Annotated in this window: 24 protein-coding genes; 12 read left to right on the forward strand and 12 right to left on the reverse strand. The window is 62.7% G+C overall.

From position 1 onward, the window contains the following. The first annotated feature begins 181 nt into the window (after nucleotides 1-181). Complete coding sequence (locus P3T21_RS10635) at nucleotides 182-1,273, forward strand: LacI family DNA-binding transcriptional regulator (protein WP_429255888.1); 1,092 nt, start codon at nucleotides 182-184, stop codon at nucleotides 1,271-1,273. Here P3T21_RS10635 and P3T21_RS10640 read toward each other — a convergent pair. Further along, entirely contained in the window at nucleotides 1,240-2,175 is a 936-nt protein-coding gene (locus tag P3T21_RS10640) for a LysR family transcriptional regulator (protein WP_429255889.1), read from the reverse strand. The two genes, P3T21_RS10635 and P3T21_RS10640, sit on opposite strands and share 34 nt — an antisense overlap. A 121-nt stretch (nucleotides 2,176-2,296) precedes the next feature. On the opposite strand from P3T21_RS10640, the gene P3T21_RS10645 reads away from it, so the two are divergent. From P3T21_RS10645 to P3T21_RS10675, 7 genes are all read left to right on the forward strand, one after another. Further along, a complete protein-coding gene (locus P3T21_RS10645; RefSeq protein ID WP_429255890.1) occupies nucleotides 2,297-3,229 on the forward strand; it encodes a dihydrodipicolinate synthase family protein in 933 nt (310 codons plus the stop codon). Between the two features lie 212 nt (nucleotides 3,230-3,441). Next, nucleotides 3,442-4,011, forward strand: a complete 570-nt coding sequence (locus tag P3T21_RS10650; protein ID WP_429255891.1) for an RNA polymerase sigma factor — start codon at nucleotides 3,442-3,444, stop codon at nucleotides 4,009-4,011. Then, nucleotides 4,011-4,790 (forward strand): anti-sigma factor, encoded by a 780-nt coding sequence (locus P3T21_RS10655; protein ID WP_429255892.1) that lies wholly within the window; start codon nucleotides 4,011-4,013, stop codon nucleotides 4,788-4,790. Before P3T21_RS10650 ends, P3T21_RS10655 begins: the two co-directional genes overlap by 1 nt. 52 nt (nucleotides 4,791-4,842) lie before the next feature. Further along, entirely contained in the window at nucleotides 4,843-6,120 is a 1,278-nt protein-coding gene (locus P3T21_RS10660; protein ID WP_429255893.1) for an NAD(P)/FAD-dependent oxidoreductase, read from the forward strand. A gap of 175 nt (nucleotides 6,121-6,295) precedes the next feature. After that, nucleotides 6,296-7,546 (forward strand): esterase/lipase family protein, encoded by a 1,251-nt coding sequence (locus tag P3T21_RS10665; RefSeq protein WP_429255894.1) that lies wholly within the window; start codon nucleotides 6,296-6,298, stop codon nucleotides 7,544-7,546. A gap of 253 nt (nucleotides 7,547-7,799) precedes the next feature. Then, nucleotides 7,800-8,129: a hypothetical protein gene (locus tag P3T21_RS10670; protein WP_429255895.1), complete on the forward strand. Its 330-nt coding sequence runs from the start codon at nucleotides 7,800-7,802 to the stop codon at nucleotides 8,127-8,129. A 174-nt stretch (nucleotides 8,130-8,303) separates the two neighbouring features. Then, on the forward strand, nucleotides 8,304-8,567 hold the full coding sequence (locus tag P3T21_RS10675; RefSeq protein ID WP_429255896.1) for a hypothetical protein: 264 nt from the start codon (nucleotides 8,304-8,306) through the stop codon (nucleotides 8,565-8,567). A gap of 79 nt (nucleotides 8,568-8,646) precedes the next feature. On the opposite strand, the gene P3T21_RS10680 is transcribed toward P3T21_RS10675, so the two are convergent. From P3T21_RS10680 to P3T21_RS10705, 6 genes are all read right to left on the reverse strand, one after another. Continuing rightward, nucleotides 8,647-8,985, reverse strand: a complete 339-nt coding sequence (locus P3T21_RS10680; RefSeq protein WP_429255897.1) for a hypothetical protein — start codon at nucleotides 8,983-8,985, stop codon at nucleotides 8,647-8,649. 11 nt (nucleotides 8,986-8,996) lie between these two features. Further along, the gene (locus P3T21_RS10685) at nucleotides 8,997-9,764 is read right to left on the reverse strand and encodes a helix-turn-helix domain-containing protein (protein WP_429255898.1); all 768 of its coding nucleotides are present in this window, start codon (nucleotides 9,762-9,764) and stop codon (nucleotides 8,997-8,999) included. 113 nt (nucleotides 9,765-9,877) lie between these two features. Beyond that, a complete protein-coding gene (locus tag P3T21_RS10690; RefSeq protein WP_429255899.1) occupies nucleotides 9,878-11,167 on the reverse strand; it encodes an FAD-dependent oxidoreductase in 1,290 nt (429 codons plus the stop codon). Next, entirely contained in the window at nucleotides 11,164-11,430 is a 267-nt protein-coding gene (locus P3T21_RS10695) for a 2Fe-2S iron-sulfur cluster-binding protein (protein ID WP_429255900.1), read from the reverse strand. The genes P3T21_RS10690 and P3T21_RS10695 overlap by 4 nt, the downstream gene beginning before the upstream one ends. Then, on the reverse strand, nucleotides 11,423-12,550 hold the full coding sequence (locus tag P3T21_RS10700) for an NAD(P)/FAD-dependent oxidoreductase (RefSeq protein WP_429255938.1): 1,128 nt from the start codon (nucleotides 12,548-12,550) through the stop codon (nucleotides 11,423-11,425). Before P3T21_RS10700 ends, P3T21_RS10695 begins: the two co-directional genes overlap by 8 nt. Further along, complete coding sequence (locus P3T21_RS10705; RefSeq protein ID WP_429255901.1) at nucleotides 12,547-13,494, reverse strand: 4-hydroxyproline epimerase; 948 nt, start codon at nucleotides 13,492-13,494, stop codon at nucleotides 12,547-12,549. The genes P3T21_RS10700 and P3T21_RS10705 overlap by 4 nt, the downstream gene beginning before the upstream one ends. A gap of 358 nt (nucleotides 13,495-13,852) precedes the next feature. On the opposite strand from P3T21_RS10705, the gene P3T21_RS10710 reads away from it, so the two are divergent. Continuing rightward, a complete protein-coding gene (locus tag P3T21_RS10710) occupies nucleotides 13,853-14,758 on the forward strand; it encodes a dihydrodipicolinate synthase family protein (protein ID WP_429255902.1) in 906 nt (301 codons plus the stop codon). Between the two features lie 137 nt (nucleotides 14,759-14,895). Further along, nucleotides 14,896-16,035 carry a branched-chain amino acid ABC transporter substrate-binding protein gene (locus P3T21_RS10715; protein WP_429255903.1) on the forward strand — a complete coding sequence of 380 codons (1,140 nt, stop codon included), beginning with the start codon at nucleotides 14,896-14,898 and terminating at the stop codon, nucleotides 16,033-16,035. A gap of 83 nt (nucleotides 16,036-16,118) precedes the next feature. Here P3T21_RS10715 and P3T21_RS10720 read toward each other — a convergent pair whose 3' ends face one another. Next, nucleotides 16,119-16,871: a response regulator transcription factor gene (locus P3T21_RS10720; RefSeq protein ID WP_429255904.1), complete on the reverse strand. Its 753-nt coding sequence runs from the start codon at nucleotides 16,869-16,871 to the stop codon at nucleotides 16,119-16,121. 333 nt (nucleotides 16,872-17,204) lie between these two features. Here P3T21_RS10720 and P3T21_RS10725 point away from each other — a divergent pair, with 333 nt between their 5' ends. After that, entirely contained in the window at nucleotides 17,205-18,506 is a 1,302-nt protein-coding gene (locus tag P3T21_RS10725; RefSeq protein ID WP_429255905.1) for an MFS transporter, read from the forward strand. 216 nt (nucleotides 18,507-18,722) lie between these two features. On the opposite strand, the gene P3T21_RS10730 is transcribed toward P3T21_RS10725, so the two are convergent. The 4 genes from P3T21_RS10730 to P3T21_RS10745 form a co-directional block, all read right to left on the reverse strand. After that, entirely contained in the window at nucleotides 18,723-18,995 is a 273-nt protein-coding gene (locus P3T21_RS10730) for a hypothetical protein (protein WP_429255939.1), read from the reverse strand. A 104-nt stretch (nucleotides 18,996-19,099) separates the two neighbouring features. Beyond that, nucleotides 19,100-19,531, reverse strand: coding sequence for a DoxX family protein (locus tag P3T21_RS10735; protein ID WP_429255906.1), 432 nt, complete (start codon nucleotides 19,529-19,531; stop codon nucleotides 19,100-19,102). A gap of 277 nt (nucleotides 19,532-19,808) precedes the next feature. Next, complete coding sequence (locus P3T21_RS10740; RefSeq protein ID WP_429255907.1) at nucleotides 19,809-20,273, reverse strand: RbsD/FucU family protein; 465 nt, start codon at nucleotides 20,271-20,273, stop codon at nucleotides 19,809-19,811. Nucleotides 20,274-20,522: 249 nt separating this feature from the next. Further along, entirely contained in the window at nucleotides 20,523-20,891 is a 369-nt protein-coding gene (locus tag P3T21_RS10745) for a nuclear transport factor 2 family protein (protein ID WP_429255908.1), read from the reverse strand. A 121-nt stretch (nucleotides 20,892-21,012) separates the two neighbouring features. On the opposite strand from P3T21_RS10745, the gene P3T21_RS10750 reads away from it, so the two are divergent. Then, nucleotides 21,013-21,933 carry a helix-turn-helix domain-containing protein gene (locus P3T21_RS10750; RefSeq protein ID WP_429255909.1) on the forward strand — a complete coding sequence of 307 codons (921 nt, stop codon included), beginning with the start codon at nucleotides 21,013-21,015 and terminating at the stop codon, nucleotides 21,931-21,933. The last annotated feature ends 29 nt before the right edge of the window (nucleotides 21,934-21,962 follow it).

Raw genomic sequence — 21,962 nt, forward strand, 5'->3', positions numbered from 1 at the left:
TTCTAATGCATCACAACAGGAGGTTAAGCGCTTAATCAAGCGGCAGAGAAAAAGACGATTGGATCTCAATCGCCTGATCTTGCGCTGTCTCCGGTGCGTTCTGTTTCGATGACTTTATCGCGACGGCCGCCGTTGTTGCAAATGTCAGGATGCCATCCCACATGTTAGACCGTCAACGCTTATGACCACGCTGAACGAAGTTGCCACGCACGCCGGCGTCACGCCTGCGACGGTGTCCAACGTATTACGCAACCGCGGACGGGTCGGCGCGGCGACGCGCGAACGTGTATTGCTGGCGATCAAGCAGCTCGGCTATCGCCCTCACCTCGCGGCACGCGCGCTCGCCGAAGGCCGCGCCCCGACGTTTGCGCTGATGGTATCGAGCATCGCAAATCCGTTCTACCCGGAATTTACCCTTGCTGCCGAACGGGCCGCGCGCACAGGCGGCCACTTTCTGATCGTCTGCAATACCAACGACGACAAGGAAACCGGCCGCGCGTATCTGGAGCAGATTGCGGGCACGCTGTCGGAAGGCGTGCTCGTGACGAATGCCGAACTCGTTTTCGACGATCTGCGCGCCACCGCCGAACGCGGCACGCCGGTCGTGCTGTGCATGTGGGAACGTCCCGACGATCCGCCTGATCTGCCGTGCGTGGCGGTCGATTTTCGTCTCGCAGGTGCGCTCGCCGCACAACATCTGCTCGACCTCGGCCATACGCGCATTGGTGCGCTGGTCGGCAGCAAAAGCTGCCACGGCGACCGCTCGCCTTTCGGCATTCATGGCGCACGGCGTGAGGGATTCGTCGAACGAATCAACGCTACGGGCCAGGCCCGGATCGTGGCCGAATTCACCTGCGAAGCAGACACGATACGCGGCGGCTATGACGCAGCGCTGAAACTGCTCGAAGCGCATCCCGACGTCACCGCGCTCTTTGCAACGAACGACCTGCCTGCGCTCGGCGCGATGCACGCAGCGGCCGATACAGGATTGTCGGTGCCCGATGACCTGTCGGTTGTCGGCATCACCGACATTCAGCTCGCGCGCGATTCGCGCCCTGCACTATCGACCGTCGCCGTGCCAACGGAAGAAGCCGCACGCATGGCCGTCGACCTGTTGCGTGAACTGATCGACCGTGCACCGCGCGGCTCACGCGGCAACGCCGGCGACACGCCGATTCGGGTGACTTCCGCGCCCGTGATGGTGCCGCGCGCGTCCACCGCGCCGCCTCGCACACGCAATCAACGCACGCGTTCGAGCTTGCGCAGGCGTTGAATGAATTGCTGCGCAGGCGACGAGAGCACCCCGCCTTTGCGCGTGACGATGCCAAATGTCGGCGAAGGCGACTTCAACGCGACAGGAAGAATGCGCAACATCTTCTGCCGCACGAATAGCTGGGCGATGTCGGTGGGCAATAGCGCAACCAGATCGGTACGCTGCTGGAGCAGCGCGACGGTGACGAACGTCGACGCAGTCGAAATCGGATTCGCCGGCATGCTGATTCCCGAAAGATCGAGTTCGCGCTCCAGCAGCGCATGCAACGGCATGTGGCCCGGATACGTGATCCATCGATAGCCGCTCAGGTCATGAAGGCTGAGTTCCTTGCGCACAATACGCGGATGATCGTAGCTGACCACCACCGAAAGCGGTTCATCACCCAGCGATTGATAGTGATAGCGTGAAGGCTCGTCGCTGACAATCGAGCGGCCGATCACCAGATCGAGCCGCCCATCGTCGAGCAGCATCAGCATGCGCGCGCTCGTATCTTCGACAATCTCCACCGACAGGTTCGGCAGACTCGCGTGCAGTTCATCGAGAACAGGCACCACGACTTCGGGAATCGCCCCCATGATCGTGCCGATCGCGAGCCGGCCTCCCTTGCCGGAGCGAATCTCCGCCATGTCGTCGCACAGGGCGGTCAGGTCCGTCGCGACAAGCCTTGCATAGCGAATCACGCAATGGCCAAACTGGTTCACGATCAGCCCGTTTTTCGCGCGCTCGAACAGCGGCGCTTCGAGCATCGACTCCAGTTCGTGCAATGCCTTGCTCGCCGCCGACTGGGTCATCGACATCACGCCGGCGGCCTTGTGCAGCGACTTGTGATCGTCAAGCGCGATGAGCAGCTGAAGCTGCTTCATGCGCAGCCTCGACATCAACACGTTCAGCGTGTTTTTCATGTGAGTCGTAAAAGTGATCGCTGGATGGAAACAATTCACTATACAGCGTGCCAGAGCGGCTCGTATAGTCGGCGGTGGAGACAACAGAAAACCGCGCTGCAAACCGCGCAGGAACCCGATCATGAACTCGAACACCATGCAAACGCCGTACCGCGGCGTATTCCCCGTAGCACCCACGATCTTCGATGAAGCCGGTCGCCTCGACCTCGATGGGCAGCGCCGCTGCATCGATTTCATGATCGACGCGGGCTCGAACGGCATTTGCATCCTCGCCAATTTCTCTGAGCAGTTCGCGCTTTCCGACGACGAGCGCACGACGCTGATGCACGCGATACTCGAACATGTCGCGGGACGCGTGCCGGTGATCGTCACCACCACGCATTTCAGCTCGCGCGCGTGTGCGCAACGTAGCCGTAGCGCGCAGGATGCGGGCGCGAACATGGTGATGATCATGCCGCCGTATCACGGCGCGACGATCCGCGTCGGCGAACGCGGAATCTTTGAATTTTTCAGCGCGGTGTCGGACGCGATCGATATTCCCATCATGATTCAGGACGCGCCCGTCAGTGGCACGGCGTTGCCTGCGCCTTTTCTCGCGAAGATGGCAAAGGAAATCGCTAACGTGTCGTACTTCAAGATTGAAACGCCGCAGGCAGCCAGCAAGCTGCGCGAACTGATCGCGCTCGGCGGCGATGCGATCATCGGCCCGTGGGATGGCGAAGAAGCCATCACATTGATGGCCGATCTCGACGCTGGCGCGACAGGCTCGATGACGGGCGGTGGATATCCCGACGGCATCCGTCTGATTCTCGATGCCTATGCCTCAGGCGACATTGAACGCGCCGCGCAGCATTATCAGCAGTGGCTTCCGCTCATCAACTATGAAAACCGTCAGGGTGGCCTCGCGTCATGCAAGGCACTGATGAAGGAAGGCGGCGTGATCGCCTGCGACGCCGTGCGTCATCCGTTGCAACCGATGCATCCGGAAACGCGCGCCGGTCTCATCAAGATTGCGCGCCGCCTCGATCCCGCTGTGCTGAGTTGGGGCAAGTAACCTGCATACGCGCCACGCGCGAGACGCCTTCCGCCTTCGCGCAATCTGGTCAAGCCAGTTAACCCCTCCGAAAATTGGCCTGACCTTCTCACCCCCGACGAAATACGACGCGGCGCACCACTGAAAACCTGCGCGGCGCCCTCGTCAACCCTATGTAGGCCGCCCGGCAAAACTTGAGTAACATAGCCGCGCATGCCATCCCTCCTTTCTCCATGAAAGCCAACTCACCAGAACTGGCGCCGGAATCACTCGTCGCGTTGCTCGAGCGTGTCGCCGGTGAGGATGCTTCGGCACTGCGCGAGCTCTACGACGTCGCGTCGCCGAAACTGTTTGGGCTCGCGCTCCGTATATTGAGCAGACCCGAGTGGGCTGAAGAGGTGTTGCAGGACAGCTTCGTCAATATCTGGCGCTATGCGGGCGATTACCGCCGTGGCCTGTCAGCGCCGATGACGTGGATGTCCGCCATCGTTCGAAACCGGGCGCTCGACCATCTGAGACGGGTAAACGCGATGGAAACCGAATGGAGCGATGCGTTGGACGATCTTGTCGCCTCGAGCGACCCAAACCCAGAAGAACTATCGTCGATGAGTATCGAAGCGCGTCAACTCGCCCATTGCATGGACACGCTCGAACCGATGCAGCGGCAGGCCGTCGCGCTCGCCTATCTGCGCGACCAGAGCCATAGCGAGATCGCTCAGGCGCTCACCGTGCCGCTTGGCACCGTCAAGTCATGGATCCGGCGTGGGCTGCAGAAGCTCAAAACCTGCATCGGGGGTCTGTGATGGATCTGCACCGATACCCTGAAACGGTCGACATGCTGGCGGCAGAATACGTCGTAGGGACACTGCGCGGAGGCGCCCGTCGCCGGTTGCAGCGCTATGCCGAACATGATTCGGCGATTCGCCGCGCGGTGTCGGACTGGGAAAATCGCCTCGCGCCAATAGCTGGACTCGCGCCGGCGCGCATGCCGCCGGCCCGCGTCTGGCAGGCCATCGAGGAACAGCTGGGATTCGCCGCGCGACGTCAGCTCGAAGCGCGCGCCGCCGAGGCCGCGCGGCCCGAACCGCGGTCGTGGTTCGACAACCTCGCCTTCTGGCGCGGCTGGGCAATCGGCATCACGGCGCTTGCTGCAATCGCGCTGGTGCTGGCGGTGCGCGGTCTGCTGCCGCCTGGTCCCACCCAGCCAGCACAGCCGCCGACCGTCGCGCAGCAGCCCGTCCCCGCCATCTCGCACGTCGCCGTGCTGAGCAACAAGGACGCGCAGGCGGTCATGCTGATCTCGTGGGACTCGGCTCATTCGTCCGTCAAGCTGCATCGCCTGAGCGATGCAGCGCCGCCGTCCGGCAAAACGATGCAGTTGTGGGGTTTGCCTGCGAACGGTCATCCGGTTTCGCTCGGTGTGATGCCGGATCATGGCGACGCCACGATGCCGGCCGGCCAGCAGCAGCCACAGCAATATCCGGCGCTGGCGGTGTCGATCGAACCATCGGGCGGCTCGCCAGATCCAGACGGCCCGACCGGGCCCGTCGTATTCAGCGGCAAGCTGCTGCCGGTCTCCTGAACCCATGTTGAGCGTCCGGCGCGCGCTTGCCGCGCGGGACGCATGAATCCTTATGCAAAGTTTTTACGAAGCCACCGTTACGCGTCCCGAGCGCGCGCGTCTGACCGGCAGACGCAGCGCGGAAGTGTGTATCGTCGGCGGCGGACTGGCGGGGCTGTCGACGGCGCTCGGACTCGTCGAGCGCGGCATGCGTGAAGTCGTCGTGCTCGAAGCGAAGCAGGCGGGCTTCGGCGCGTCGGGGCGCAACGGCGGCTTTGTGTTCGGCGGCTACAGCCTCGATTGCGCCGACCTGCTGAAAGCGCTCGGCCCGCAACGCGCGCGCGAGCTCTATACGCTCACAACCGATGCCGTCGATCTGATGCGTGAGCGCATCCGGCGCTATCACATCGACTGCGATGCGACGCACGGCGGCGCGATTCTCGCGAACTGGTTCGATGAGCCCGCGCGGCTCGAAACACAACGACGTCTGATGAAAGCGTCGTTCGGCGTCGACTGGGAACCGCTTTCCGAAGCGCAGCTCGCCTCACGACTGAAGACGCGCCGCTATCACGGCGGTCTGCTCGAACACAACGCGTTTCACTTTCACCCGCTGAAATACGTGCTCGGCGTCGCGCGTGCCGCTGTTGCGGCCGGCGCCGATATCTACGAGCAATCGCCGGTGGTAAGCCTTGAGCGTCAGGGCAGCGGTTTTCTCGTCAAAACGGCTGACGGCGTCATCGAAGCGAAGCACGTAGTGATGGCCGGCGGCGGTTATGCACGCAACGTGTATCGCCAGGTCGAACGTGCGGTGTTGCCGATCGCCACCTACGTCATGGCCACCGAACCGCTCGGCGCACGTCTGAAAGACGCGATCGACTGCACGTCGGCGATCTACGACACGCGCTTCGCTTTCGATTACTACCGCGCGCTGCCCGACACGCGGATTCTGTGGGGCGGCCGCATTTCGGTGCTGGACCGTCAGCCCGATGCGATCGCACGTCTGCTTCGGCACGATCTGTTGAAGGTGTATCCGCAGTTGCACGACGTGCGCATCGAGTACGCGTGGGGCGGCCTGATGAGCTACGCGCGACACAAGATGCCGCAGATCGGTCAGAGCGCCGACGGCGTCTGGTACGCGGTCGGCTTCGGTGGACATGGCATGGCGCCCACCACGGTCTCGGGCGAACTGCTCGCGGCGGCTATTTCCGGCGAGCGTCCGGTTCCCGAAGCGTTTGGACATTTCGGCCTGACGCGCACGTTCGGCGCGCTCGGTCTCGCGGCCGCACAACTCACCTACACGACGATGCAGGCACGCGATGCGTTCGCCGCGCGAAATACATCGAGCAGTTGAAGTCCCGCAATGGTTCAATTGAATCTGACAAATTCAGTCAAATACTTCGACATCCTGATTATTATCAACCGCTCGTCGTATCGGCTTTGACGGCACTGCAGTGCACGCATGACAGTACCTACGGCAGTACCTGTCCGCGCAGTCCTTTCAAAGAACATACAACGAGAACCTGAAGATGCCGAATGCAAGAAAGTCATCCGCCCCGCCCGCCCCTCACGTCCCCCAGGCCCCTCACGCGGCGTCTCACGCAGGTAAAAGCTCAGCGACTCACAATCGCTACCCGATCGTGCTCGTCCACGGCATGTGTGGCTGGGGCCGCGACGAAATCTTCGGGCAGCATTTCCGATACTGGGGCGGTGCCAAAGGCGACATCCAGGAATACCTGAACAGCAAGGGTTACGAGACCTTCACGGCTTCGATGGGACCACTGTCCAGCAACTGGGACCGCGCCTGCGAGCTGTACTACTTCATCCGGGGCGGAGTTGTCGATTACGGCGCCGTTCACTCCGCGCGTTACGGTCACGCGCGTTACGGGCGCAGCTACCCTGGTGTCTTTCCGCAATGGAGCGAAGCGCACAAGGTCCATCTGATTGGTCACAGCATGGGCGGCCCTACGGCGCGCACCCTGATTCAGCTGCTCGAACACGGCGATCCCGACGAGGCCGCATTCACGCCCGGCTCGCACGAAGCGCCCACGTCTGACCTGTTCAAGGGCGGAAAGAAATGGGTGCATAGCCTCACCTCGGTCGCGGGTGTACAGAACGGCGCGCTCACCGCCGATGACTACGACAGTTTTCCGCTGGTTCTCAGAGATATTTTTTATAGCGCCGCAACACTGGCTGGCCTGGGCGGCAAGGAACCGTTTTTCGATTTCAACCTGCAGCATTGGGGTCTCATGCGCGAGGAAGGAGAGGGTCACGAGGAATATATCCGGCGCGCCCTGCAAAGGCGCGTCTGGAAAACCAATGACGGTTGCATCTATGATCTGTCGACCGTCGCGGCGCATTTCCAGAATACATGGGCGACAACGTCGGACAACGTTTACTACGCGTCGTACGCGATAGACGGCACGTTTCCCGGTCCGCAAGGCATTCGCGTGCCGACGCCCAACATGAATCCGCTGTTGAAACCAACCGGCGCGGCGGTTGGACTGAACGAAAAAGACCTCGGTGGCGGGTTTGCCGCGTGGCGCCCCAATGATGGTCTCGTCAGCGTGCCTTCAGCGCAATTTCCGCTCGGACATGCCCATGCGTTTATCGAGCCGGGCAAGCCGTTCGAACCGGAAAAAGGCGTCTGGTACGTACACCCAACCCTGATGGGCAAGGATCATTTCAATATCGTCATGCCGATGCACGAAGTCACAATCGACGAGTTGAACGCATTCTACGAAGGGATCGCTCAATACAACCACGCGTTGCCCGCCTGACGCACGCGACATCCGGCAAAAGCCCGACGCTGGTCATTTCAGCAACGACTGGAAGTGCGTGAACATTCGCTCAGCGTCAGGTTCGAGCCTGGTGGAGCGCAGGGTTGCCGAAAGGCCTCCCGGGCCGCGCCCGATATAATGACGGTTAATCCGCACCATCGCTGCTGCCCGTGTTCACGCTGAAATCCGGCTTGACGGCGCCATCCTGGCGCCACGAACACAGCCCGCGCGGACTGAAAAGGCCAGGAGAGTCATGAAGAAATTTGCCGCAACCCTGTCGATCCCTCTTTTTCTCGCTGCCTGTGCGCAGTTCCAGAATCCGGATGCCGGCGAACCGGTCTCCGACCATCCGACACAACGCTCCGTCAGCGATGTAATCGATTGCCTGACCGGGCAGGCCCAGAAACACAACGCCCAGTTCAAGACGACGCCGATTCCGCAAGGCGCGATGCTCGACTTCGGTGATTCAAATATTGTGAAGGTCCGCAGCGACAACGGCGCAACACAGTATCGCTTCTACGCGGGCCAGCGTCACATGGACAACCTGTGGCTCGAAAGCGCGAGCAAGAGCTGCGCGCCGTGACGCCGGAGGCGGCATGAACCGGCGATGTACGCAGTGGCAAGCGGTCGTGACGGGGCTGTAAGCGCCGGTAATTTGTGCCGGCTCACGTCGGCAGACGCCCCGCGTCGCCTTAATAATCGTTTAAGAAACGATCCGTAGTATGAATGGCACGCCAACGTAGACAAGGTGCGCCCAATGAACGATCGCAACACCAGACAAGATGAAGCTCCTGCCGCCACGAAGCGGCCGACGATCCTGCGCCGGCTGCTGAGCCATCACGAACTCGCCACGCTGCTGCTTCTGCTGCACGCACCGGTCGACGCGATGGCCAAGCCCGAAATTCCCGGACTGCAGGAAGCGGGCCTCGTCGAACAGGTCGCGTCTTCAGATGCGAGTGCGCCGCGCATCCGCTTGACGCCGGAAGGCAACGCAATTCTGCGGGGATTGGGCGTTAAATAGGCGGCAGGTCAGGTTTTACGCGCTGATTGTCTACGTCAGCGCGTTCAGGCGTACGAGCGCCGCGGAAGTGACCCAACCATCACGCCTGCCACACCGCATAGCCCGCTTCGCGCAGTCCAATTCCCAGTTCCACTTCCATATCCGCTGCGCCGTCATACGGCATCGGATTGAACACCTCGTACAAATGCGGCAGCAGCCGCAAGCCATAGTCGCGCACGAAGCGGTTCGACTGAACGCCCGCCTTGTGCCGGTCGAAGCGCAAATCCGGGTCGAGCCCCGTCATTCCTACATACACGCACGGTTTGTCGAAACGGTAATCCGGATTCGCGCGGCGAAAGCGCGCCTCGTTCCATACGGTTTCATCGAGTTCGACGACGTACACGTAATAGTGATAAGTCTTCTTCTTCAGACGCGCCATGTGCCGCCGTGTCAGCTGCGCGCGGTGCCGTGCAGCAGCATCCGGTATTCGGTCGGCGTGATGCCGACCGTCGCCTTGAACTGTCGCGTGAATGCGCTGTGATCGGTGTAGCCGCAGAGCGCGGCGACGTCGGTGACCTTGTCGGTGGTGACGAGCAGCGCGGTGGCTGCGTCGAGGCGCGTTTTCAGCAGCACCTGTCGCGGCGTCAGGTGAAACACCTTGTGAAAATACCGTTCGAGCTGCGCGACCGACATGTCCGCCATCACCGCCAGCTGCTTGAGATTCAGCGGCTGCACATAATTTTCCTGGATGTACTGCACCGTTGCCGCAAGCTTGCTGTACGCGGGATGATTGCTTTCGTCGGCCTTGAGGTCGCGCGAAATGCCTGCGAGGCCCACGACGTGTCCTTCCGGATCGCGCAGCGGCTGCTTGCACGTCAGACACCAGCCGGGTTGCCGGCCGGGATACAGGTGCAGTTCGAGCTGGTCGATCATCTGGTTGCCTACGCTGATGATCGCCTTGTCCTGCGCGGTATAGATGCGGCCGAAACGGCGCGGAAACACGTCCTCCGCAGTCTTGCCAAGCAGCGCGTCCTTCTCCTTGAAGCCGCAGCGCGAGGCAAGTGTACGGTTCACGAGGACGTAGCGCGCCTGCGTATCCTTGATGAAGAAGACCACGTCCGGCATCGCATCGAAGACCGGCTCCAGCAGCGTGAAGTGCGAGAGCATGCCGGTCAGCGTCGCGGCGGCCGGCTCGAGCGTTGCTGCCAGCGTGTTCATCGTGCAGGTCCAGTGGTGTCGGTAGTGATGCGAAGGGTGGCGTCCGGTCGATTATAGAGCCGCACGGTGTGTGGAAAAAATCGGTGGGGAAAACGGGTTGGCGCTTGCCGGCTCTAGCTGACGCGTGGCGGTTCGTCTTCGTCAATCGCGGTCATTAGCGTCGCGATCTGCGCGGGACTGAACGGCGGACGCGGTTGTGCCGCATCCCAGCCGAACCAGGTCTGCGCGGCCGCACCGCAGATGCGCCCCTGACACGCGCCCATGCCGCAGCGGGAATGCAGCTTCGCGTCGCGCCAGCTTGTGTGCGTGCGGACTTCGCCAGTCGTGACATCTTCGCAACGGCACAACAGCGTATCGTCGGATGGAACGGCGCGCGCCGCTTCGGTCAGCGCGAACGCGTTCTCGACGCGGGCGGCAAAGCGTCGCCAGTGATTAAGTTGTGCGTGCAACGAAGTGCGGGATTGAGCGGCATTGCCGGCGGCCGTGAGGCCCGCAATCCGCCCTTCGATTTGCGCCAGCTCCATGCCGCCGATGCCTGTGCATTCGCCCGCCGCGAGAACACCTTCGATCGACGTGCGCTGCGCATCGTCAACCACAATTGCGCCCGCGGAATCCAGCGCACAGCCGAGCGCCTGAGCGAGCGTCACGTTCGGCACGAGCCCGTAGCCACATGCGATACGATCGCATGCGAGCGTCTCTTCTGTGATACCGCGCCGGATGACGACCGCTTCGACGCGCCCCTTTCCTCGTGCCTCGTTCACCACACTATTCGTCCAGTAACTCAACCCTGCGAAACCGCGCGTCAATTGCGCGGCCTGCAGCAGTTTCGACGGCGTAATCGCGAGCGACATGCCGAAGCGTGCGATAGAAGCCGCCGATGCCTGCTCAACCACCGCCACGACATGCGCGCCCGCGTCGCGCGCGCTCGCGAGCGCGGCGATCAACAGCGGCCCGCTGCCCGCGATGACGACGCGTTCGCCACGCACAGGCGTGCCGCCTTTGATCAATGCCTGCAAGGCGCCCGCGCCAGTCACGCCCGGCAACGTCCAGCCCGCGAACGGCAGGAACCGCTCGCGCGCTCCCGTCGCAAGAATCAGCCGACCATAACGCAATGTGACGCCGCCCTGTGCCGCCGATTCGAGCAGCAATCCGCGCCCGGGCAATGGCGCGATGACGCGCGTCGAAGGCCAGAGACAGACCTTCTGAGTTTCGTTCAACGTTGCGATTGCGCTTTTCAGCGATGCGCCCGGTGGATGCAATGGGCCTTGCCGCCAGACCTGTCCGCCGGGGCGCGGGTTGTCATCGAGAACGGCGACGCGCGCGCCCTGCGCCGCAGCTGCGCATGCAGCTTCCAGCCCGGCAGGACCGGCCCCCACGATCACGACGTCGTAGCGCTCCATCATCGCGACCCCGTCGTCTCGATGACCAGGCCGTCACGGCACAGCGTCTGACACGCCAGCACATGCGCGCGGCCATCGATCGTCACGCGGCACTCCTGACACACACCCATGCCGCACAGTGGCGCGCGCGGCTGGCCGCTTACGGAAGTACGCGAGCAGCGCGTACCTGCAATAGCAAGTGCGGCCGCGACGGTTGCGCCTGCAACGACGCTGATCTCGTCGCCATTCACCGTCACGTGAAACAGCGCGGCGCTTACGTCAGACATGGTGGCTTCCCTGCTCGAATCGCGATGGCAGATACGGCTCGACTGGAATCGGCGCCTCGCTCCGCGTGACCTGCGCTGCGAGTATTTTCGCGGTCGCAAGCGATGTCGTCACACCGAGGCCTTCGTGTCCGAGCGCGAGCCACACGCCTGGCGCCATATCGCCTGCCGGCCCGATCAGCGGCAGGCCATCGGGCGACGCCGCGCGAAACCCTGACCATGCACGTATGCCATTGAGCGACGGCAACGCGGGCAGGTAGCGCGCCGCGCGCCGCAGCATCTGCGCGAGTACGGACATCTCGACAGCAGGGTCGACCGTATCGAACTGGCGTGATGAGCCGATCAGCAGTTGCCCCGTCGGACGCGGCTGCGCATTGAATGCGACCGACGTGCCGGTCGCGTGGTGCGCGCTCTTGATGTAGCCGAGTTCCAGCAACTGATGCTGGATCAAACCGGGATATCGGTCCGTGATCAGCAGATGACCCTTCTTCGGCTGCAGTGGCACCGAAGACACAAGATGCGGAGCCGCGATCCCGCTCGCGACGATCACATGCGCCGCACTGACGCGCTCTCCGCTGGCTAACGTGACGTGCTGCGCGTCGACGTTCATCACCTGGGTATTGAGCCGAACGCTGATCTTCGCTGCATGCGGTGATCGCGCGAGCAACCATTCGGCGACGGCCGGCGCATAGACGATGCTGTCGTGTTCGATACGCAGTCCGCCCGCCATCGAAGGCGCCAGCGCCGGTTCGCACGCACGCAACGCGGACGCGTCCAGCAACTGGGCCCGAACGCCCTGCGCCGCAAACGCGTCGTGCATTGCACGCGCGGCGTCGTACTCCTCGTCGTCGGAAGCGACCCAGAGCGTGCCGCAACGCGCAAAAGCATCGCGTGTGCGCAGATGCGGCGCAAGTTCGAGCCACAGGTCGCGCGAATAGCGGCTCAGCGCAAACTCCGCTGGCGAATCGTTCATCACGACAATGTGGCCCATGCCGGCCGCCGTCGCGCCGCCGCCGATGCCGCCCGCGTCGATCACTTCGACCTGCATGCCGCGCGCCGCCAGTTCCGCCGCGCAGGCAGCGCCGACAATGCCCGCGCCGACGATCACCGCGTCCGCCGTCATTGCGTCCGGATGCCCCACGCGAACGGATCGCGCTCGTCGAAGCACAGCTTGCCTTCGGCCATGATGTGCGCGTGGCCCGTAATCGTCGGTATGACTGTGATGCTGTTATCCCCTGCGCGCCAGCTCGCTTCGAACACGCTGCCGATGATGCTTTCCTGACGCCACACCGCCCCTTCCGCGAGCTTGCCGTCTGCCGCGAGGCACGCAACTTTCGCGCTCGTGCCGGTGCCGCACGGCGAACGGTCGTATGCGTTGCCGGGGCACAGCACGAAGCTGCGGCTGTCGTTGCCCGTCTGCGATGGCGGCCCGAAGAGTTCGATGTGATCGATCAGCGCGCCGTCGGCGCCCGTGACATTCGCGGCGACCAGCGCATCGCGGATCGCCGAGGTGAACGTGGTGAGTTCCGCGATATTGGCCGGCACCAGCGTGCGTCCGTGATCGGCGACGAGGAAGAACCAGTTGCCGCCCCAGGCGACGTCGCCCGTGAGCGGGCCGTATTCCGGCACATCGACCGTCACGGCGCGGCGAAAGCGATACGCGGGCACGTTGCGCACCGAGACGCTGCCGTCGGTGTTGAGCGTGGCCTCGACGACGCCGACGGGCGTTTCTATCCGGTGCTGGCCCGGCCCGATGCGTCCCATATGCGCGAGCGACACAACGAGGCCGATCGTGCCATGCCCGCACATGCCGAGATAGCCGACGTTATTGAAGAAAATAACGCCGGCCGCGCTTTCGGGATCGTCCGGCTCGCACAGCAGCGCGCCCACGACAACGTCCGAGCCGCGCGGCTCGGTGACAATGCCCGCGCGCCAGTCGTCGAAGCGCGTACGCAACACGTCGAAACGCTCCGCAAGCGTGCCGTTGCCGAGATCCGGGCCACCCGACACCACAAGGCGGGTCGGTTCACCGCCGGTGTGCGAATCAATCACGTTGAGGGTTTTCATGTCGCCATATTAGGAACGCGCCTGCCGCCAGTCTTGGTGACATTACGCTCGGATTGTGACGATTTCAGCATAGTCATTCCGCACAGCCGGTCGCTGGTACGCGCCGCCTCCGTTTCGTGTGCGGACCATGAGAAACACGACGTCCTGCGCTATGTTGAAACCCGCCATTCGCGCTGTCCGGCAACCTCGACACCGTGCGACAGACGCCCCGTCACGCAAACGATACAGTCATGTTTATCAGGGTTTTTACGCAAATCTCCTGTGCCGAAATCGTCATTCGATGCGCGCGAATCACGCAAGACGACAGATTTTTCCCTGCTTAAACTGCGATCGACTCATCACAATCAGGAGAGCAGTCGTGGCGCATATCTGGGAAGGCGTATTGCCCGCAGTCACCACCAAATTCAACGCGGATTTCAGCATAGATCGCGTATGGACGAAGAAGAACATCGAAGCGCAGATCGACGCCGGTGTCGACGGGATCATTGTGTGCGGCTCGCTCGGCGAAGCGTCCACGCTGTCGCTCGATGAAAAGCTCGAGGTGCTCGACATCGCCGTCGACGCATCGCGTGGCCGTGTGCCGGTGCTGCTCACCATCGCTGAAAACAGCACGCTCGACGGCTGCCGTCAGGCGGAAACCGGCGTGAAGCGCGGCGCGGCCGGTTATATGGTTTTGCCGGGCCTGCGCTATCTGTCGGACCGTCGCGAGACGCTGAACCACTTCCGCATGATTGCGGACGCGAGCGCGCTGCCGCTGATGATCTACAACAATCCGCTCGCGTACGGCGTCGACATGACGCCGGACATGTTCGCGGAAATCGCCGATGAACCGAAGATCGTCGCGATCAAGGAATCGTGCGGCGACGTGCGACGCGTGACGGATCTGATCAATGTCGTCGGCGATCGCTTCGCGATCCTGTGCGGCGTCGACAACCTCGCGATGGAAGCCGTGCTGATGGGCGCGCACGGCTGGGTCGCGGGCCTCGTGTGCGCGTTTCCGCATGAAACCGTCGCGATCTTCAAGCTGCTCAAGGCCGGCCGTATCGAAGAAGCACGCGCGATCTACCGCTGGTTCGCGCCGCTGCTCGCGCTGGATGTGTCGGCGAAGCTCGTGCAGAACATCAAGCTTGCCGAAACAATCGTCGGGCTCGGCACGGAGCCGGTGCGTCCGCCGCGCCTGCCGCTCGCGGGTGATGAGCGCAAGAGCGTCGAAGCACTGATCCGTCATTCGATCGAGACGCGTCCGACGCTGCCGAAGCTCTGAGCGTTGCGGACAGCGCTGCATTCACGAAGCAACCACGCATCAAACAGCAATAAAGCCATCCAGCAGTCGCAGCACAACGCTTGTTACGAGACCCCGACGGAACCGCCGGGGTTCATCCACACGCAGGGGGAGTGAAAGTGAAGCTCAAGGTATTGCATATCGGCATCGCAACGGCACTGGTCTGGGGAGGCGCGCAGGCGTCGGCGACGGATGTCGTCAAGATCGGTTTCGCCGCACCGCTGACCGGTCCGCAGTCGAACTACGGTATCGACATGCAGAAAGGCGCGCAACTCGCCATCGACGATTTCAACGCAACGCATCCGGTAATCGGTGGCAAGCCGGTCACGTTCGCACTGGCATCTGAGGACGACCAGGCCGACCCGCGCACCGGCACCACCGTCGCACAACGGCTGATCGACGGCGACGTGCACGGCGTAATCGGACACTTCAACTCGGGCACGAGCATCCCCGCCTCCGATCTGTACGATCGTGCAGGTCTGCCGCAAATTTCGATGGCGACGTCGCCGCAATACACGGCGCGCGGCTACAAGACCACGTACCGTCTACTGACAAGCGATTCGCAGGCCGGCAGCATCATGGGCACGTATGTGGTGAAGAACCTGAAATACAAACGCATTGCGATCATCGACGACCGCACCGCGTACGGCCAGGGCATCGCCGACGAATTCGCCGCAGCCGTGCAGGCAGCGGGCGGCACCGTCGTCAAGCGCGACTTCACGAACGACAAGGCGCTCGACTTCGCCGCGATTCTGACCAACCTGAAGGGCATGAACCCGGACGCCGTGTTCTACGGCGGCGGTGACGCGCAGTCGTCGCCGATGATCCGCAAGATGCGACAGCTCGGCATCCAGTCCGCGTTCATCACGGGCGAGATGTCGAAATCGCCGACGTTCCTCAAGGTGGGCGGCACATCGGCGGAAGGGTCGATCGTCTATATGGGCGGCCTGCCGAACCAGCGCATGCCAGGCTTCCAGGGGTTTGAATCGCGCTACAAGGCACGCTTCCACGAAGAACCGGTGACGTACTCGCCGTATTCGTACGACGGCACGATTGCGCTACTGACCGCGATGAAGAGCGCGAATTCGACCGACCCTAAGGTCTACAACGCGTATCTGGGAAAGACGAGCATCAAGGGCGTCACGTCCGACAATATCGCCTATGACCTGAAGGGCGATCTGAAGGACGCGCCCGTGACAATCTATAAGGTGCAGCAGGGCGCGTTCAAGCCGATCGACACGATTGGCGGCAAGAGCTGACCGGTCGAGCGGCCAATGAAAAAAGGCAGCGCTACGTGCGCTGCCTTTTTCATGTCTGATGATGCTGACCGCGTCGAAGCGGCTCAAGCCGCCCGTTGCGTTTCCGTCGGCTTCGACGGTTCGTTGAGCCGTTGATCCGGCCGCTGTTCTGCCCGCAGATACAGCAGCCGGTAACCACTCTTGTACACCGGCTGCAGCCGGAAGTCGTTTTCAGGTTCGATTGCGAGCAGCACACGCAGCCGTGACACATGGCTGTCGATCGTGCGGGTGAACTCGCGGAATTCGCGTCCCCACACCATCGCAAAGATGTGATCGCGCGACAGTACGCGACCGATATTCGAAAAGAACAGCGACGCCAGCCGGTACTGCGTGCCAGACAGATGAATCGGCGTGCCGCGCAGCTCCACCAGCTGGCGACGCGTATCGAAGTGATACGGCCCGCAGTCAAAGCGTGCCGCGCCGTGCCGCTCCGGATACGCGCGGCGCAGCAATGCACGAACGCGCGCGCGAAATTCGAATGGACGCAGCGGCAACGTCACGTAGTCATCTGCGCCGAACGTGAATGCGCGCACCATACTCTCTTCCGAACCATCCGTCGACGCGAACATGACGGGCAACTGGTCCCCGCCCACCGAGCGCACCGATTTCAGAATGTCGCCGCTCGCAAGACGCATGCCATGCCAGTCGAGGATCAGCATGTCGACGGTCGAGTGCGCCAGCGCTTTCGACAGAGTCAAGCCGTCCTGATACGTCAGGCACGCGTGCCCTGCCTCGATGATGATCTTTTCGATGCTCTTGCAATAGACGGGGTCGCGCTGAAGGATGGCAATACGCATGAGAGGGCTCTTACAAGTGGGTTCGCCCGCGATTCTGTTGGCGCCTCCTCCCCCGGCCCATAAGATCAGTCCGAATTTCAACGCGCATGCCGGTGCTGTTGCCCGTCTCGCGCGTCTTCGCCGCACTGGCCGCTCCCGACGGTGCTTCGCACGGCCCAAGCTTTCATCCTGTAAAATCGCGGGCTGGCAAAAAGTCGTCAACACGCGTGTCCTTATCCGGGCGGGCGTGCCCGTGTTCCGTGCCCTACCCCTGCGCTTTCCACACCTCTCGCCCGACGACGCCGCATTCCACGCCCCGCGCGTGACGTTTCAATTCACAACTACTACATCGCAATGCAAGCTACGGAACTGGGTAGAGCACAACCCGCTACACCACGCGCCCTCACCGGCCGCGACTACAAGACTTTAGGACTGGCCGCACTCGGCGGCGCACTCGAGTTCTACGACTTCATCATCTTCGTGTTTTTCGCGCCGGTTCTCGGCCACCTGTTCTTCCCCGCTTCGATGCCCGAATGGCTGCGTCAGGTGCAGACCTTCGGCATTTTTGCCGCGGGATATCTTGCACGGCCGCTGGGTGGCATCATCATGGCGCACTTCGGCGACCTGTTCGGACGCAAGCGGATGTTCACCCTGAGCGTGCTGCTGATGGCGCTGCCGACGCTTCTGATGGGCCTGTTGCCGACCTATGCCAGCATCGGCGTGATGGCGCCGGTGCTGCTGCTTCTGTTTCGCGTGATGCAGGGCGCGGCGGTCGGCGGCGAAGTGCCGGGCGCGTGGGTGTTCGTCTCGGAGCATGTGCCGCAGCGTCATATTGGTTATGCGTGCGGCACGCTGACGGCGGGTCTTACTGCCGGCATCCTGCTTGGCTCGTTGATCGCGGCCGCGGTCAATCATCAGTTCGCGCCTGCTGAAATTGCCGACTACGCGTGGCGTGTCCCGTTCCTGCTCGGCGGCGTGTTCGGCCTCTTCTCGGTTTATCTGCGTCGCTGGCTGCACGAAACGCCGGTGTTTGCCGAAATGAAGCAGCGCAAATCGCTTGCTGCGGAAATTCCGTTGAAGGCCGTCCTGCGCGATCACGGCCGCGCAGTGATCATTTCGATGCTGCTCACGTGGATGCTGTCAGCGGCGATCGTCGTCGTGATCCTGATGACGCCGACGCTGCTGCAGAAGCAGTTTCACATCTCACCGGAAACAGCGCTGCTCGCCAACTCTGTTGCGACGCTGTGTCTGACGGTCGGTTGTGTGATGGCGGGCTCGATCGCTGGCCGTATTGGCGCGGCGCGCACGATCTTCATCGGTGGCCTTGCGCTGGCGGCGTGCTACTACGCAATGTTCCGGCAATTCACCGTCGATACGTCGTCGCTCGTGCCGTTTTACGGCGCGACGGGCTTTCTCGTGGGCGTGATCGGTGCGATTCCGTTCGTGATGGTCAAAGCGTTTCCGCCGGTCGTACGGTTCTCCGGCATTTCGTTTTCGTACAACGTCGCATATGCCGTGTTCGGCGGCCTGACGCCGATCGTCGTGTCGTTGATGATGAAGTCGGATCCGATGGCGGCACCGATGTATGTCGGCACGATCTGTATCCTCGGTGCGCTGACGACGATCTTTATCAAGGACGCTCCCCAGTCGCGTTAGACGGGTCGTCAGTGCGTCATGCGGCGACGTATCATTCGCGCATGCCGACGCGCCCAGGCCTTGCGCGCGAGCCGCGAGCCGCGTCAGCAATAAACGGCGCGTTCAGGTGCAGGGTGACGTACCGGGTGCGCCAAAAGCACAACACCCACGAAGCGTGAGCATCGTGGGTGTTGTTATATTCAGAAACGCCTGATGAAGCGCCTCATGGAATCGCCGTCAAAGCGTGGTTTCCTGGATCTCGCCCGTATCGAGCGCACGTTCGACAAGCCCTTCTTCCTGCACCTTGCGGATCGCGTTTTCAATCAGCTTTGGGGGATCCTCGATTTCCGCCTTGATCGTGCTGATGAAGCCGGATGCGTCGAGAATCACCAGCGTTTTCGCCGAATCAGCCTCGCTGATGATCACGCGATGAGGTGTCGGTCCTTCGCCGAGGCTCGCGCAAAGCCGCAGCACCTTGCCACCGATAGTCTGCTCGAAGCTTTGAATCATCATCTGCTCCCTGCATGGATATTCCGAAATCATCCTCGCATAGCTGATCAATCCCTGCTCGCGCCCGCCTGCTGCATCCACTAAAGTCCAGCAGGACCAGCAAGTTACAGACCCAGCCCGCTGCGCGGCGCCCGCGCACCGTCGATGCTGATACGGCCCGCGCCGGTCACGAACAGCAGCAGGAAACCACCGGCAATCGCGATGTTCTTCCAGAAATGAATGACCATGTCATGCTGGACGGCCGCATCGGTGATGTTCCAGAAATCGTGACCGATGATCGCCGTCGCGACCGCGTACAGCGCCATGATGATGCCGAGTGGCCGGATCTTGAAGCCGAGAACCAGGAACAGCCCGCCGAGGGCTTCGATTGCAACCACGATCGGCGCGGTGACCTGCACGAACGGCACGCCCTTTGACTGCAGATATCCCACGAAGCCTGCGTATCCAACCAGCTTCATGACGCCCGACCATAGAAACAGTGCAGCAAGGGCGATACGTGCAATGAAGATTACGCCGGAATCGACGGGACGCGTCATGAGAGGGCTCCTGTGAAGAATAAGCAGAAGACCGGGCTAAAGCGTGACAGTTCCCGGACGCTGATCGTCAGAATATGTGCATTGCCGTCGTTTTCCAAGGGAAAAGACGCACGTTGACGTTGCGCCCCGGGCCGCCGGCTCAGCGCGTCCCAGCGCCCGTTCGCGGTGCATGCCCCAAGGGCACTTCCTTCGGTGCACCCCCCAAGGGGACTTCCTTCGGGGCGTGCCCCAAGGGGACTTCCTTCGGGGCGTGCCCCAAGGGCACTTCCTTCGGGGCCTACCCCAAGGGGGCGTCCGGCGCGAGCAGCACGCCCTTCTTGAAGACGAAGCAGCCATAGCCACGCTGTTCGCCCGTCGCGATCACGCAATATGCCTCTCGCGCGCGTTCATAAAATGCAAAACGGTCGAGCGATGCGAGCGGCACATCCCGACCTTCGGCGGCATTGATTTCGGCCTGCACTTCACGCTGCACGACGGGAATCGTATCCGGCTCGCCGACCACTTCCATGCGCAGCGCAGGATGATCGACGAACGTATCGAGCGGCAGCACGGACAGCACCGCGCGAATGGCACGCGCCGAATCGACACCATCGAGACGCAGCAACGTGCCGAGCACCGTTGCGCGCGCAACAGAGTCGGACGGGAAATTCGCATCGCAGATGACGAGTTCATCGCCATGTCCCATCGCGCGCAGTGCATGCAGTATGTCGGCGTTCAGCAGCGGGTCCAGATTCTTCAGCACGTCCTGTTCTCCTGTTCAGTTAGCACAACGGCCGCCTTCGCAGGCAGTCCGTGTCCGTACGGTACCGGCATACTGGCCGACTGCACAACCCGTCGCATCGCTGATGCATCATCGGATAGGGGTGCAGTGCACGGCGGGAGACAGCACGCAGCGACGGCCCAACGGGCGCGGTACCGGCGCATTGTAATGGCAGGCGCCGGGCCGCGCAGGCTTCGGGCGCTGCGCGACTGTCCAGGCCCTCAGACGCTGTTACGCGCCGCCCGGCACCTGATCCAGAAAGCCGGTGACGGTCCGCAACCGTCCGCACGCCTCGACGACGCCGAAATCCGAGCCCTTCACAATCGGCGTGCCTTCGGGTGTTTCGAGCCACCACGAAAAGCGCACGTTGTTCGCGAAGCCATCGACGTCCGACGCGCGGCGAAACGAGTGCCCTGGAAAGCGTTCGTGGACCGCACGGATCATCGCGTCGATGCCGTCGTGACCATTACCGGCGAGCAGCGGGTCGACATAGACGCAGTTGTCGGTCCAGGTCGCCGCGATCAGCTCACGGCGACGCGCGGCGTCGGTTTCGTTCCAGGTGTCGAAATACTGGTCGATCAATTGGGTATAAGCGCTCATCACAGCCTCCTTCAGCGGGTTTTCAGGGAAAGGGGACCCGGCACCGCGGATACTTTTTCCACGGCAGGCCCTGACTTAAGGTTCGGTGATGAAAGGCAGCGGGTCGATTACGTTGGAGGTAATGGAATCCCGGCGTCGTTTGGCTATCATCGGCAGCATGAACACACTTTCCGCTTCCCAACCTCCTTCCCGGATCGTTCCGCCCGGTACGTCGGCGGCCCGTCGCACTGTCGGCGAACTGCTGCGCGAGTGGCGTCAACGGCGACGCATGAGCCAGTTGCTGCTCGCGTCCGAGGCGGACATCTCGACGCGGCATCTGAGCTTCGTCGAGTCGGGGCGCGCGGTGCCGAGCCGCGAAATGGTGATGCATCTCGCCGAGCGTCTCGACGTGCCGCTGCGCGCGCGCAATGCGCTGCTCATCGCGGCAGGCTATGCGCCGCTCTTTCGCGAGCGGCCGCTGACCGATCCGCAGCTCACGGCCGCACGCGAAGCGGTCGATCTCGTCCTGAAGGGTCACGAACCGTATCCGGCGCTCGCCGTCGACCGGCACTGGACGATCGTCGCGGCCAACAGTGCACTCGCGTTGCTGGCCGGCAATGCGAGCCCGGCGCTGCTGGAAGCGCCCGTCAACGCGCTGCGGCTCAGCCTGCATCCAGACGGACTGGCTTCGTCGATCGTCAACTGGCACGCGTGGCGCGCGCATATCCTCACGCGTCTGCAACGCCAGGTCGATGTCAGCGGGGACGCAACGCTCGCCGCGCTGCGCGACGAACTCGCGGCCTATCCGACGCCGCCGGACGCCGCGCCCGACGACGAAGATCCGCTATCCGACACCGGCCTGATCGCGGTGCCGTTGCGCGTGCGCACCGTGCTCGGCGTGCTGTCGTTCTACAGCACGACCACCGTATTCGGCACGCCCGTCGACGTGACGCTATCCGAACTTGCGATCGAAGCGTTTTTTCCCGCCGATCCGCAGACGGCCGAAGCGCTGCGCGCGCACGCGTTGCAGAACGCGGCGAAGACCGCTTCGACGGGGAATTAGACCGCAAGACGCGGAGTGTCCTGGGCGAT

It is taken from the genome of Paraburkholderia sp. GAS334 (assembly GCF_050436625.1).
In the GTDB taxonomy this organism is placed as follows: domain Bacteria; phylum Pseudomonadota; class Gammaproteobacteria; order Burkholderiales; family Burkholderiaceae; genus Paraburkholderia.